This is a genomic window from Vibrio sp. T13N (genome assembly GCF_032970445.1).
In the GTDB taxonomy this organism is placed as follows: Bacteria; Pseudomonadota; Gammaproteobacteria; order Enterobacterales; family Vibrionaceae; genus Vibrio; species Vibrio diabolicus.
Genome location: NZ_JAWJYE010000008.1, coordinates 145,847 through 159,711 on the forward strand (window position 1 = coordinate 145,847; position 13,865 = coordinate 159,711).

A 13,865-nucleotide genomic window follows, 5' to 3' on the forward strand; every position below is an offset into this window, starting at 1 on the left:
AATAACAAAAAACGTTATAGCGTCATTAGTTATTATGTCTAACAGGCGTTTAATTATCCATTTTTTAATATTTTCTTGATGTCGTCCTCATTCTTGTAGGACGAATGGATCTTAATCAGGCCTTGGCTAATGGCATGCTGACAGGCGGTTCTTATGTTACCCGTTGCAAAGCTCGCGGCGGGTGCGTTATCGATGGCTTTCAAGAAAACCCAGTGGCTTTGCTTATCCTTCAAGCTGACTTCTCGCGCAATGTGAGTCGCAAGCAGCAACAGATCGAGTAATTCCTCGTCGTTAATTGCAGTGTAGGCTCGGGGTAAGAACGGATAATCGCTGATACCCATGCGAATAATACGGTTGACGTTGTGTTGTTGAGCGAACTCATCCACCCAAGTCTGGAATTTCTCGAACATGACTTCGGCAGAAGCATCACGGTCAGCATTCGGTTCTATGTAGAGTAGGTTTGCATCTGAGAAATGGTAAAGACGCGACGGTTTTTCTATCTTTTCCGCTAGGAAGTCACCAAATGCGCGCTCCAGCTCCAGGCCTGCTTTATAACCGTTGTGGACGTACATGCTTCGTAGGAATGGCAAGTCGATCATGACAAAGCGCAGGCGGTCGTTAAGTGGCTCGTGGATCAATTCGCCCATTTGCCATTGCTCGAAAGTTTCGCTCGACTTTTTCAATGAGCGAGACAGCTTCACGTTCAGCATACGCAAGTTACGCAAACGGGAACGAGAGTGAGTGAAGAGATCATTACGCAGTTTTTCGATTTCACTTGCTTGGCGTTGCATGATCACGCCGCGGCGCATAATGAACAAAAACATCACCAACACAGTAATAAACAATGCGAATGAGATTTTCTGGAATTTGCGGTGTTCCCTTTCCACTTGTTCAAGGCGTTCCGATTGGCCGATATAGTGGATGGTTTGTTCAGCAAACTCTTTTTGTTGGCGGAATGCATCCTCACTGATTTGGTTGAGCTGCTTTTGCTCTAAACGCACAAGGTTGGTGTATTTCTTATAAGCCTGCAGAGAAAGTTGGTATTCGCCTGCCTGCTCGTAACCAAGCCCGAGTAAGCGGTAAGACTGCTGCTTAATGAAGTTGTTATTTTCAGGTGACTTTTCAGCAAGTGCTAACGCCAGCTTTGCATTGGTAATGACGTTTTTACTGTCGTTTTGATGATAAGCCAGGCCTGACTGAAGCAACGCTGCCTTTGCTTCAAGCTTAGGAATGTCAGTGTATTCTAAAAGCTCTTTAGAACGGTCTAGGTATTGTTCAGCTAGCGCGTAGTTGTAGAGTTGCAGATAGGTAGCCGCTAAGCTTAAGCGAATCTTAATGATCCGATTAATGTTCTTACTGGTGCTTTCATGGTCCAGCACGTTGAAGTAGTGCACTAAGGCAAGGTTAAACTTGCCTTGGTAAAAATAAATGTCACCCATTTGCTCAAGGACATCCGCTAGGATGGGAGAGCTAGGGTAGGAGTCATAGAAGTCTGCGGCTTGAGATAAGTATTCGATCGCTTTGTCGTAAACTCGACGCTCTTGGAAGAGTCTCGCCAACAGGCGATTAACTTTTGCTAACCTTGCGCCACTGTCACTCTCAATAGATTGCCAATAACCGTAAAGCAGTTCCGACAAAGCCAAATTGTATTTCTTGCTATTCAGATAAAACTCGCCGACGGCTGTGTAATAGTCGATCAAGGCTAAGTCAGATCGGCTGTCTTCAAGCATAGTTTTGGCTTGAGAATACAAACTTTCCGCTTTAATCAGATCGCCACTATGTGAAGCGAGGAGCGCTCTTTGCATCACTAATCGATAGCGAACGCTGTCGGTACGTTGCAATACCGCATCGGCTTCATCGAGTTGCTGCTCAATTAGGTTAAGCGTGTCTTCCGCTTTTGAGTAGTTTTTGTCGTACATCCAAATCATTTGGTTGCGCATCAGCTGGAGATCTAAATCCATGTACGGTAATTGATATTCTTGCGCTAAGCGCTCGGCTTTGTTTAGGTGTTCGATAGCCGAACGAACGTTACCCATGGCGTAGTCTGCCTGAGCGATAATCTTGTGTGCTTCGATGGTGCTGCTTGGTGTACGAACGCTACGATCGGTCTCGTCACGAGACATAGCCGAAGGGCTGTCACTCTCTTTGCGTTCCGTTAGCTCACGTTGTGACAAGTAGTTGGTTGCCGCTTGTTTTGCTTGTGATGGCTCTATTTCCGCCAATTGTTGTGCTTCGTTGAGTAACGCGGACGATAAAATGGTCGCATGAAGCGGCTGTACAAACAGCAAGCAAAGAAAGCCAATCAACTTGAATAGACGCGAACTGTCCCAAAACATCCTTTCGTTCCCTCGAACTGTTTTTAGATATGGCGGATAACGGTAAAAGACCTCAACAAGCCCCTTAAATGCAGGTTGAAGCCATTTGATATAGTAACATGCTTGGACAATAAAAACGTCCGGTAACCCTTTAGATTACCGAACTTATTTCTGTCACTAACGCGATTACTGACGAGCCATGCGGTGGTTGCGATCTGGCTTGTCTTGCTCCGTTGAGCGGTACGGGTTGATGTCCAAGCCACCACGGCGCGTGTAGCGGGCGAATACGGTCAGTTTGCTTGGTTGGCAGTATTTCATTAGATCCGTAAAAATACGCTCAACACATTGTTCGTGAAATTCGTTGTGCTCGCGGAAAGATACCAAGTAACGCAGCAGTTTCTCGCGATCTATTTTCGCACCTTGGTAGCGAATTTCTACACTGCCCCAGTCGGGTTGATTGGTGATCAAACAGTTTGACTTCAATAGGTGGCTATGTAGGATTTCTTCCACTTGCTCTTCACCTGCTGCGCCTTCAAGCAAATCGGCATCAAAATCGTAACTGGTGATGTCAATGTCTTGGTCATCAATACATTCGCCTTCCATTGTCACAATAGGTTGATTGGTGTAGTGAGTAACCGGGTTCACCTCGACCAACACCTTTTCACCGGCACATTCAGATAGGTCTTGCGTTAAACGCTCTTCAACTTCTTCCCAGCTTGAAAAACGGGTTTGGTTGTAGCTGTTTAAGTACAGTTTGAACGACTTCGACTCAATCAAGTTTGCACTGGTGGCTGGAATGTATACTTCGCCAACGGCCACTTGTGGTAAGCCTTTACTATTTAACCAAGAGAGCTCGTACAGCGTCCAAATGTCGTGGCCCATAAAAGGAAGGCTGTCGCCTAACTGAAGGTCATCTCGGTTTAGGCTACGAGGAACTGGTTGCAGCAAGCTTGGGTCGTATTGGTTCGCATACTCGGTCTTTTTACCTAGTGTTAGGCCAGCAAGCTCTTTAGCGTCAGAATATTTGCTCATACTTTGTGGTCGTTTTCGATTAGAATGGCGAGAATTTTACTGAATCCGCTGGTCAATTGCCATCCGGCAAACACGGCTATCTGATAAATAAGGAATGAGGAGACCTTCATGACCCAAAACGTTACTCAGGCGCTACAAGAGTTCAGCCTGCGCTACCAACAAGCTTGGCAAGCTAAATATAATGAGTTGCCAAGCAGTGAAGAGCTTGCAGATCTTGTTTCTCCTTGTGTCGAAGAGAAGCGTGATGGAAAGGTGCTTTGGAAAGCGGTCGCGCGTAATGAGATGGCCGATTTCACTAATGTGGAAAATGCGATTGAGTTGTCACTGCAAGATGATGTAAAAGCCTTTTATGGTTCTCAATACTGCGCCGATATGGAGGCAACTTGGCAAGGTAATTCGTTGGCGCTGCTGCAAGTGTGGAGCGATGACGATTTCGTGCGCCTACAAGAAAATATTCTTGGTCATTTGGTGACGCAGCGCCGCTTGAAACTTAAACCAACAGTATTTATTGCAGCGACAGATGAGGAAATGGATGTGATCTCGATTTGTAACCTCACTGGTAATGTGATTTTAGAGCGTTTAGGTACGTCTAAACGCGATGTGCTGGCGGATTCATTGGCTGAGTTCTTGAGCAAGTTAGAGGCCGCTGTCTAAATATGTACGTTGTTGAGTTGCAGTTTGAGTGTTTTGATAACACCACCGTCAGCGCGGTAGACAAAGCCATTAATGGCTTGATGGATGCGTTGCGTTATAACGGCCAAGTACTAGGCCGAGAATTCCCGATAGTGATGGGAGAAGGTGAATTTTTCGTTCGTGTTGTTTGCCCAGAACAAGACAGCTTGCATCCACGTTATCACTCAGATTTCGTCAAAGTGTGCATGAACCGTTTGTCGGATGCGTCTTTGCTTGCTCCGAAAATGCGTATGCTGGGGCGTGATTTGAATTCAGAACAAGCAGCCGAAGAAGAGACACCTAGCTGGCAAGTGTTGTACACGACTTATGTTCATACGTGTTCGCCTTTGCGAAGTGGTGAAACCCTGTTGCCGATTCCTTTGTATCGCAATGAGCCGACGCTAAATGGTGACCATAAAGCCGTCATCAAATGGCAGACAGAATGGCAAGCGTGCGATGAAATCCAAATGGCGGGCGGGTGCCGTGCAGAGCATGCGGCGCTGCACGAGATTTGCGATGTGGACAGTGTGTTGTTCCGCCGCGGTTGGGATTTGCGAGGTCGTATCGAATACATCACCAAGGTTCCAACTTACTATTACCAGTATCGCGTGGGCGGTCAGTCGCTGGAGAGCGAGAAAGCGCGCAAGTGTCCCAAATGCGGTGGAGAGTGGCTACTCGATGAGCCATTACATGACATATTTTACTTTAAATGCGATGAGTGCCGAATCGTGTCGAACATCTCTTGGGACCACCTTAAGTAACTAATTGAGGTTACGTAAATGGTTAGATAGAGAAATAAAAAGGGCTGATGTTTTCACATCAGCCCTTTTTATGTTCAGACTATTATTTTCAGTACGGTTTAGAAAAGTGGGATTACCAACCTTTCACTACGCCGCCTTTGAACAGCTCTTTTGCCGCTTCGTAAACTTCTTCCGTTTGGTAAGCTTTTACGAAGTTTTGTACGTTTTGCGCATTAACATTTTCTTCGCGAGCAACAATTAGGTTTACGTATGGTGAGTCTTTATCTTCAACGAACACGCCGTCACGCTCTGGCGATAGGTCGATAGAGCTTGCGTAAGTGGTGTTGATGATAGATAGCGTTACGTCATCCAATGAACGTGGAAGTTGTGGCGCTTCTAACTCAATGATTTCGATATTTTTAGGGTTGCCTACGATGTCACGTACTGTAGCGAGTAGACCAACGCCATCACGTAGCGTAATCAAACCTTGTTGCTCAAGAAGCAGTAGTGAGCGACCTAGGTTCGTTGGATCGTTTGGTACTGCGATGCGTGCGCCATCTTGGATTTCATCGATTGACTTCACTTGCTTAGAGTAACCAGCAATAGGGTAAACGAATGAGTTACCCGCGATAGCCAGTTTGTAGCCGCGGTCTTTCACTTGTTGATCTAGGTATGGTTTATGTTGGAACGCATTCGCGTCTACTGAACCATCATCCAGAGCGGCATTTGGCGTTACGTAATCGGTAAATGTTACTAACTCAACGTCTAGGTTGTACTTTTCTTTTGCTACTTTAGCTGCCACTTCGGCAACTTGTGCTTCAGCACCAGCAATAACGCCAACTTTTACTTTATTTACGTCTACTTCTTTGTCGCCACAACCCGCTAGAACAAGAGCAGAAGCGGCTGTTGCTACAGTCAAAAGACCTTTAAGGCTAAATTTCATCTTTATCTCCTTATAATTTGTATTTTCAATGCTTATCTGTGGTCTACACGGCGCACCACTGCGTCACCGATAGACTGAATAATCTGTACTAGAACAATCAGCATCACGACAGTCACAGCCATGATAGTTACATCGTAGCGGTGGAAACCGTAACGGATGGCTACGTCGCCGAGTCCGCCGCCGCCTACCGTACCCGCCATGGCCGAGTAGCTAACGAGAGTGACTAAGGTGATCGTTACTGAGTTAACAATAGTCGGCATTGCTTCAGGTAGTAGAACTTTTGTGATGATCTGTGTTGGTGTCGCCCCCATTGATTGTGCCGCTTCCACCAAGCCTGTTGGTACCTCTAACAAAGCACCTTCAATAAGACGGGCAACAAACGGAATGGCACCAATAGTAAGTGGGACGATTGCTGCGGTTGTACCGATAAAGGTTCCAACTAGCATTTTTGTCACTGGAATAATCGCAACCATCAGGACGAGGAATGGCACAGAACGACCAATGTTAACGACAGCGCCTAAGCTGCTATTTAGTTTGGTGTTTTCAAGTAGGCCGCCTTTCTTAGTAATGTGGAGGATTACGCCTAATGGAATACCCACGGCAAAGCCGACTAATCCGGCAACCGCAACCATGTAAAGCGTTTCCCACGTTGCACCTAAAAGTAGTTTGCTGTTTAAACTCAGCCATTCAGAAATCGTATTAAAGGACATAACCAAGTACCTCTACTTTTACGTTGTGCTTACGCAGGTATTCCAGTGCTGCGTTGTCATCTTCTTCATTACCAAATAGCTCTGCGACCATCATGCCGAATTTCACGCCGCCAGCGTAATCGAGATCGGAGCTTAAAATACTCACATCAATATTGTATTTACGAGAGATTTGCGACATTAGCGGAGCATCGACGGTTGCGCCAGTAAACTCTAAGCGAACTAATGGGTAGCTGCCTTCAACACGCTCTGCTTGCAGACGTGCTTGGTAATCTTCAGGAATGGATAGATCCAGCGTTGAGCGAATGAATTGGTGCGCCAGCTCCGTTTTAGGGTGCGCGAAAATATCGCCAACGGTGCCTTTCTCCACCAACTCACCACCACCGATGATCGCCACTTCGTGACAGATGCTTTTTACCACTTCCATTTCGTGGGTAATCAGTAGAATCGTGATGTTGAGTTTGCGGTTGATCTCTTTCAATAGCTCAAGGATAGATTGAGTCGTTGCAGGATCCAGTGCGCTAGTGGCTTCGTCACACAGTAGTACGCTTGGATCGGATGCCAATGCGCGAGCAATCGCCACACGTTGTTTTTGACCGCCACTTAGGTTGGACGGATAGCTTTCGTGTTTGTCGGCTAAGCCAACAAGTTTTAGTAACTCAGTGACTTTTGTTGTGATTTGCGATTTGTCTTTGCCTGCCAGTTCCAGTGGTAGCGCCACGTTATCAAACACAGTACGAGACGAGAGCAGATTAAAATGCTGAAAGATCATGCCGATGTTACGGCGCGTTTCGACCAACTGCTTTTTGCTGAGTTTTGTTAAATCAATGCCATCAACGATGATGGAGCCAGATGTTGGTGCTTCTAACATGTTTACGCAGCGGATCAGCGTACTTTTACCAGCACCAGATGAACCGATAACACCGAAGATGGTGCCCTTGGCGATGTGTAGGTTAATGTCTTTCAGGGCAAGGATTTCCTTACTGCCTTGGTAGAACACTTTATTGACGTTTTTTATTTCTATCATGTTTCAACCTGCCCAAAGATATGGGGAACTTCGCTGTCAAAAACGGCCTTTGACAGAACTTAATGTTGAGCTTTATCTCACTTCTCAGTTGATGCTATGGGTTAACCAGAATGAAGTCAATAGATATTTTTACGTCTAGACGTCTAAATGTATGGATGTTCTGTTTTGAAGAGAATGAGGAGTAAGTTACGATGAGAAGATAAGTGGAGAGCCCCCTCAGAATTACCGATTCTTGCCTAACAAATCAACTGTTTTGTCGAGGCCTAGAATGAATTAGATAGTGTTGAAGTTTATAAGGTATGTAATAATCTGATTAAACCGAGTTAATAGAGAAATACGTTTTGGCAAAACCTGCTGTTTTTATCGATCGTGATGGCGTGATAAACGTTGACCACGGCTACGTTCATGACGAACATGATTTTGAGTACATTGATGGTGTGTTTGAAGCGACGAAAGCGCTGAAAGATCAAGGTTACCTCTTAGTGCTAGTGACGAATCAATCGGGCATCGCACGTGGTAAATTCAGTGAAGACCGTTTCTTGTCTCTGACTCAATGGATGGACTGGAACTTTGTTGATCATGGTGTTGAGTTTGATGGTATCTACTACTGTCCACATCACCCTGAACATGGCATTGGCGATTACAAGCAGGATTGTGATTGCCGCAAGCCTAAACCTGGTATGTTTATCTCTGCTCGCGACTTCTTGAAAATCGACATGGAAAAATCTGTGATGATTGGTGATAAAGCCGAAGACATGATGGCAGCAGAAGCCGCGGGCGTTGGCACCAAGATTTTGGTGCGCACAGGTAAGCCTGTTACTGAGCAAGGTGAAGCATTAGCAACGGTTGTGCTTGATAGTGTTGCTGACGTGCCTGCATATTTAAAGAAATAATCTGCACAATTCGCATATTTAAGGGAAGCGTTTGCTTCCCTTTTCTCTTATTACTGTTAAAGTTCAGTCACCTAAGCATTCATCCATTCTAGTTTGATCACTTATGAGCAAAAAACTCACCATTCTTGATATCGCGAAATTGGCAGGCGTTGGCAAATCAACAGTAAGCCGTGTGCTTACCAACGATCCAAAAGTGAAACCTCAAACGCGAGAGAAAGTAGAGCAAATCATTCGTGAATCTGGTTATGTACCGTCCAAATCTGCGCAATCAATGCGTGGCGGTAGCCAAAAAGTCATTGGTGTTATCATCTCCCGTCTGGACTCACCATCCGAAAATCGTGCTGTTGGTACAATGCTCAATGCATTGTATTCCGCTGGTTATGATGCGGTGATCATGGAGAGTCAGTTTGACCGAGACAAAACCAATGAGCACTTGAGTGTGCTTAAGCGTCGCAATGTGGATGGCGTGATTGTATTTGGGTTTACAGGATGCGATGAGCAAGCCTTAGCTGAGTGGGGCAATCGCATTGTGGTGATTGCGATGGATACCGATAACGTCTCTTCCATCAATTATGATAACCAAGGCGTGATAGACATGGCTTTGTCTCACCTTGAGCAGCAATCTTTATCTCGCATTGCTTATATTGGTGTTGATCCTGAAGACAAAACCACTGGCTTAGCTCGTCTAAATGCTTATAAATCGTGGTGTCAACGCAAGCAACTTACGCCTTGTTTCCAAACCGGTAAGCTTAGCCATGAAAGTGCTTATCAGCTGGTGGACCACGTTCTCAATGCAGACACGCAAGCCATTGTGTGTGCCAGCGATACCATTGCATTGGGCGTAATCAAGCGTCTTCAAGAGTTAGGTCGTGAAGACGTGGTCGTGACAGGCGTGGGTGGTAACGAGTTGCTTTCTTTCCTTTTCCCTAAAGTATTTAGTGTCGATCCTGGTTATACCCTTGCGGGTGAAAAGTCCGCTAAGATGCTGATTAATCAATTAAATGGCGATGAAGAAGTCGCTCACTTCACTCAACAACCTATTTGCCGCTAATCCACACTACAGCGATTTGCTCTAAAATTATACTGTGATCATTCTCAATTAATGGGACTGTTCCCATTTTGTTTTTTGTCTTTGAGTGGCAATATTAAAATCAAGAAATGGGAATGTTCCCATTTATAAAAAATAAAATGATGAATCGAATGTATCCAATACAGGGTGGACAAAGTTATGAGTAAGATTGCGCGTAAAGACGTGGAGCGTCTTATTGAGCTGGTCGGGGGGCCGGACAATATTGCCAGTGTAAGCCACTGTTTAACTCGCTTGCGTTTTGTTCTAAACGATACGGACAAAGCTGACACAAAACAGTTAGAAGCATTACCGATGGTGAAGGGCTGCTTTACCAACGCAGGTCAATTCCAAGTCGTCATCGGCACTGAAGTTGATGAGGTTTACAAAGTACTGATCGAGCTAAGCGGTAAAAGTGAAGCGAGCAAAGACGAATCCAAGAATGCTGCTCGCCAAAACATGAATATCATTGAGCGTGGTATTTCCCACCTTGCAGAAATCTTTGTACCACTGTTGCCTGCGATCATTACTGGTGGTTTGATTCTTGGTTTCCGTAATGTGATTGGCGACATCAAAATGTTTGATGGTCAAACCCTAACGGAAATCAGTCAGTTTTGGGCGACTGTTCATTCATTCCTATGGTTAATTGGTGAAGCAATTTTCTTCTTCCTACCCGTTGGTGTGTGTTGGTCGACCGTGAAAAAGCTCGGTGGTACACCGATTCTGGGTATCACGCTTGGTGTAACTTTGGTTTCGCCGCAGTTAATGAACGCCTACCTGATTGGTAAGCAAGTACCTGAAGTGTGGGACTTTGGGTTGTTTGCGATTGAGAAAGTCGGTTACCAAGCGCAGGTGATTCCCGCGATGTTAGCAGGTATCGCACTGGCGTTTATCGAAACACGCTTAAAACGCATCATTCCGTCTTACCTTTACCTAGTAGTAGTACCGTTTGTTTCTATCATTGTGTCTGTGATTCTTGCGCACTCTATCATTGGCCCATTCGGTCGTATGTTGGGTGACGGCGTAGCATTCGCAGCAAAAGCAGCCATGACGGGTGACTTTGCGATGATTGGTTCAACCATCTTCGGCTTCTTATACGCGCCACTTGTGATCACAGGTATCCACCACACAACCAACGCCGTTGACTTGCAGTTGATGCAAGAATTGGGTGGCACGCCGATTTGGCCTTTGATTGCACTATCGAACATTGCTCAAGCATCGGCAGTGGTTGGCATCATTATCATCAGTAAAAAGCAGGATGAGCGTGAAATCTCAGTGCCAGCAGCGATTTCTGCCTACCTTGGCGTAACAGAGCCGGCGATGTACGGCATCAACTTGAAATACAAGTTCCCAATGTTGAGTGCGATGATCGGTAGTGCATGTGCTGCTGCTATCTGTGGTAGTGCGGGCGTCATGGCGAACGGTATCGGTGTGGGCGGCTTGCCGGGCATCTTATCTATCCAGCCGCAGTTCTGGGGCATCTTTGCTCTGGCGATGTTGGTCGCGATGGTGGTACCCGCTGCATTAACGTTACTTCTTTATAAGCGTGCACAAGCGAAAGGTGAGCTTGAGGCGGCAAACGCGTAATTCAATTTGAGGCAGTGACTTGGCTGCCTCCTCCTATTTTTCTTTTCAAATTTTAAGTTTCCGATTACTGGTAAGTGAGTGTTAGAAATGGCTATGACCAAGCATGATGAGAGCTGGTGGAAAACCGCAACCATCTATCAAATTTACCCAAAAAGCTTTTGTGACAGCGGCAGTAAAGGCACGGGCGACATTAAAGGGATCATTTCTAAACTGGATTATCTAAAACACCTCGGTGTGGATGCGATTTGGCTGACGCCGGTTTACCAATCGCCAATGATCGACAACGGTTATGACATCTCCGATTACTACTCGATCAACCCCGAGTTCGGCACTATGGAAGATTTCGATACCCTGTTGGCAGAGGCTCATCAGTTGGGCATTCGAATCATCATGGACATCGTGGTCAACCATACTTCGACAGAACACAAGTGGTTCCAATCGGCGTTAGGTGATAAAAACAGTCCTTACCGTGATTACTACATCTGGAAAGATCCGGTTGATGGCGCAGAGCCCAACAACTGGCAATCGAAGTTTGGAGGCAATGCTTGGGAATTGGATGAAGCGACAGGGCAGTACTACTTGCACCTTTTTGCTAAAGAGCAGGCGGACTTAAACTGGGAAAACCCAGTGGTGCGTGAAGAAGTCAAAGAAGTCATCAGCTTCTGGGCAGACAAAGGCGTGGATGGTTTCCGTCTTGATGTCATCAACCTGATTTCTAAACAACAAGATTTCCCAAGCGATGATATTGGCGATGGCCGTCGTTTCTATACTGATGGTCCTCGCGTGCACGAATATCTGCAAGAAATCAGCGAAGCCGTGTTTCAAAAGTACGGCAGCGTGACGGTGGGAGAAATGTCTTCGACCACGCTAGATCACTGCCAGCAATATTCTTCGCTAGACGGCAAAGAGCTATCCATGGTGTTCAACTTTCATCATCTGAAAGTCGATTATCCGAATGGTGAAAAATGGACCAAAGCGCCATTTGATTTCATTCAGTTAAAGCAGATCTTCAACCATTGGCAAACGGGCTTAAATGGCAAAGGGTGGGGCGCGCTGTTCTGGTGTAACCACGATCAACCTCGTGTGGTAAGCCGCTTAGGCGATGATAAACAATACCGCGTTGAATCTGCCAAGATGCTGGCGGCGTCTGTACACATGATGCAAGGCACACCTTATGTTTACCAAGGGGAAGAGATTGGCATGACCAACCCAGGTTACACGGAGATCAGCCAGTACCGCGACGTAGAAAGTACAAACATGTACGACATCATGGTCAACCGCGATGGCGTATCACACGAGGAGATGATGGCGATTTTGGCGCAGAAGTCGCGTGATAACTCACGTACGCCAATGCAATGGAATAGCCAAAAGCACGCTGGTTTTACCGAAGGCACACCGTGGCTTGAAGTGGCGCAGAATTACTCTGAAATCAACGCAGAAGCAGCGGTTGCTGATTTGAACTCGGTGTTCTACTTCTACAAACGTTTGATTGAGCTACGTAAACAGGTTTCGGTGATCACCGATGGCCGTTATGAAGATTTATTGCCAGAGCATAAACGCATTTTTGCTTACGCTCGCCAGAACGACAAACAAACGCTGCTGTGTATCAACAACTACTACGCTGAAGAGGTGGAATGCGTTCTGCCAGAGCGTTTTGATATGAATAAAGCGAAAAACTTGCTATCCAACTATCAAAACTCAGCGAGTGCAGTCGCGTCAAACCATCAAGTATTACGACCTTACGAAACTCGTATTTTATTGATAGAAGAATAAACTCGGGTGTCACCCCCTAAGATTGATGTTCGAGATGAAGGCTTTGGTGTGCTCCCCAAAGCCTTCTTTTATTGAGATGCCGTATTTCTAAAAGATGCGAGCTTATTTTGTTTCAATCGCTGTTAGCTGCACTTTCTCTTCGTTGATTTGTACTTGTTGTACTTTTAGTAGTTCGATTTGCTCAATCAGACCTAAGCTCGGGTTAAACCAACGTTCTGCTGAAGTGGCGAACTCCATTGAGTCCATATCATCGCAGTTTAGGTTGTAAGTATTCTCTTCCGTCAGGTACGCCGCTTCAATTGTCTTGCCCGAAATCGAGAACGTTTTACGTACGCCAGTCTCTCGGATTTGCTGCTGCCAAACCACTTGGCAAGATGCTGTCATTGGCAGGTTTTGCACCCACTCATGATCTTCAAAACTGTCTAGTAGGTTGTGAACTGCGTAGCCTGTTAGAGTGGTTTGCAGAGATATGGTCTCTTCACCGATATCAATGTTCGGGCTTTTCTCTTTTACGTCGTCACCGTTGAGACGGAAAATAGGGCTGCTGTGCATCAGCATGGCAACAAACTGCTGGTTAATGGAATAAGCGTCGGTGACTTCATGAAGTGCGCCATCAGAGCCTGCAAAATAAAGCGTATTGCCCTCTTCATCGTCGTTGTACTGTTCGTCAGAATAGTAGAACTGTTTGGCGCCGTAGTTCACCAAGTCATTAACCAACTGGACCATTGCTTCGCTGTTTGGGATTTGTGCCAATGCTGCCAACAATTGCTCGTTATCCATCGCTTGGAAACTCAGTTTCATCTCGCCTTCAGGTTGGCCATCCAGGCTAAACGCGTAGTTTAGTTGTGTGCTTGGCGTGGGAGCGAAGATTGAGTTTTGAATCGCGATGTCGAAACTTTCTTGAGGCACTTTGTTTGGATTAGCACTGCCAGAAGATGAACCGCCGCCACAGCCGTAAAGAGCCAGAGTTGCTGCTGCGATAAGCGTCATTTTGTTTAGCATGGTTTACATTCCTGATTGATTAGGCCGTTTCATGTTGGGCCGTTGCTTGAATGCGAGCATGCTAAGTTTAGTGAGCTAAAAAGGGCAAAAAACAAAAGCTAATAGGGC

The 13,865-nt window shown here is 45.9% G+C and carries 12 protein-coding genes; 6 read left to right on the forward strand and 6 right to left on the reverse strand.

Going from position 1 to position 13,865, the window contains the following annotated elements; translation table 11 throughout:
- Window positions 1-53 precede the first annotated feature (53 nt).
- The gene (locus R2S67_RS14890; RefSeq protein ID WP_317345399.1) at window positions 54-2,336 is read right to left on the reverse strand and encodes a tetratricopeptide repeat protein; all 2,283 of its coding nucleotides are present in this window, start codon (window positions 2,334-2,336) and stop codon (window positions 54-56) included.
- Window positions 2,337-2,501: 165 nt separating this feature from the next.
- Window positions 2,502-3,347 carry an NADPH-dependent 7-cyano-7-deazaguanine reductase QueF gene (gene queF / locus R2S67_RS14895; protein ID WP_317345401.1) on the reverse strand — a complete coding sequence of 282 codons (846 nt, stop codon included), beginning with the start codon at window positions 3,345-3,347 and terminating at the stop codon, window positions 2,502-2,504.
- 108 nt (window positions 3,348-3,455) lie between these two features.
- On the opposite strand from queF, the gene syd reads away from it, so the two are divergent.
- Window positions 3,456-4,001 (forward strand): SecY-interacting protein, encoded by a 546-nt coding sequence (syd, locus tag R2S67_RS14900; protein ID WP_152812637.1) that lies wholly within the window; start codon window positions 3,456-3,458, stop codon window positions 3,999-4,001.
- Between the two features lie 2 nt (window positions 4,002-4,003).
- A complete protein-coding gene (locus R2S67_RS14905; protein ID WP_006743209.1) occupies window positions 4,004-4,780 on the forward strand; it encodes a Zn-ribbon-containing protein in 777 nt (258 codons plus the stop codon).
- Window positions 4,781-4,892: 112 nt separating this feature from the next.
- Here the strand turns inward: R2S67_RS14905 and R2S67_RS14910 are convergent, their stop codons facing one another.
- The 3 genes from R2S67_RS14910 to metN are packed head-to-tail and all read right to left on the reverse strand — an operon-like array spanning window position 4,893 to window position 7,436.
- Window positions 4,893-5,702: a MetQ/NlpA family lipoprotein gene (locus tag R2S67_RS14910; protein ID WP_005391357.1), complete on the reverse strand. Its 810-nt coding sequence runs from the start codon at window positions 5,700-5,702 to the stop codon at window positions 4,893-4,895.
- Window positions 5,703-5,734: 32 nt separating this feature from the next.
- Window positions 5,735-6,412: a methionine ABC transporter permease gene (locus R2S67_RS14915; protein ID WP_005391355.1), complete on the reverse strand. Its 678-nt coding sequence runs from the start codon at window positions 6,410-6,412 to the stop codon at window positions 5,735-5,737.
- The gene (metN, locus tag R2S67_RS14920) at window positions 6,402-7,436 is read right to left on the reverse strand and encodes a methionine ABC transporter ATP-binding protein MetN (protein ID WP_047010146.1); all 1,035 of its coding nucleotides are present in this window, start codon (window positions 7,434-7,436) and stop codon (window positions 6,402-6,404) included. Before metN ends, R2S67_RS14915 begins: the two co-directional genes overlap by 11 nt.
- A gap of 341 nt (window positions 7,437-7,777) precedes the next feature.
- Between metN and gmhB the strand changes: the two genes are divergently transcribed.
- The 4 genes from gmhB (at window position 7,778) to treC (ending at window position 12,755) form a co-directional block, all read left to right on the forward strand.
- Window positions 7,778-8,329 (forward strand): D-glycero-beta-D-manno-heptose 1,7-bisphosphate 7-phosphatase, encoded by a 552-nt coding sequence (gene gmhB / locus R2S67_RS14925; protein WP_048626100.1) that lies wholly within the window; start codon window positions 7,778-7,780, stop codon window positions 8,327-8,329.
- 103 nt (window positions 8,330-8,432) lie between these two features.
- Entirely contained in the window at window positions 8,433-9,380 is a 948-nt protein-coding gene (gene treR / locus R2S67_RS14930) for a trehalose operon repressor TreR (RefSeq protein ID WP_237312587.1), read from the forward strand.
- A 177-nt stretch (window positions 9,381-9,557) separates the two neighbouring features.
- Entirely contained in the window at window positions 9,558-10,982 is a 1,425-nt protein-coding gene (gene treB, locus R2S67_RS14935) for a PTS trehalose transporter subunit IIBC (RefSeq protein ID WP_114323811.1), read from the forward strand.
- 87 nt (window positions 10,983-11,069) lie between these two features.
- Window positions 11,070-12,755, forward strand: coding sequence for an alpha,alpha-phosphotrehalase (gene treC / locus R2S67_RS14940; RefSeq protein WP_317345404.1), 1,686 nt, complete (start codon window positions 11,070-11,072; stop codon window positions 12,753-12,755).
- Window positions 12,756-12,857: 102 nt separating this feature from the next.
- Here the strand turns inward: treC and R2S67_RS14945 are convergent, their stop codons facing one another.
- The gene (locus R2S67_RS14945) at window positions 12,858-13,757 is read right to left on the reverse strand and encodes a hypothetical protein (protein WP_317345406.1); all 900 of its coding nucleotides are present in this window, start codon (window positions 13,755-13,757) and stop codon (window positions 12,858-12,860) included.
- Window positions 13,758-13,865: the final 108 nt, after the last annotated feature.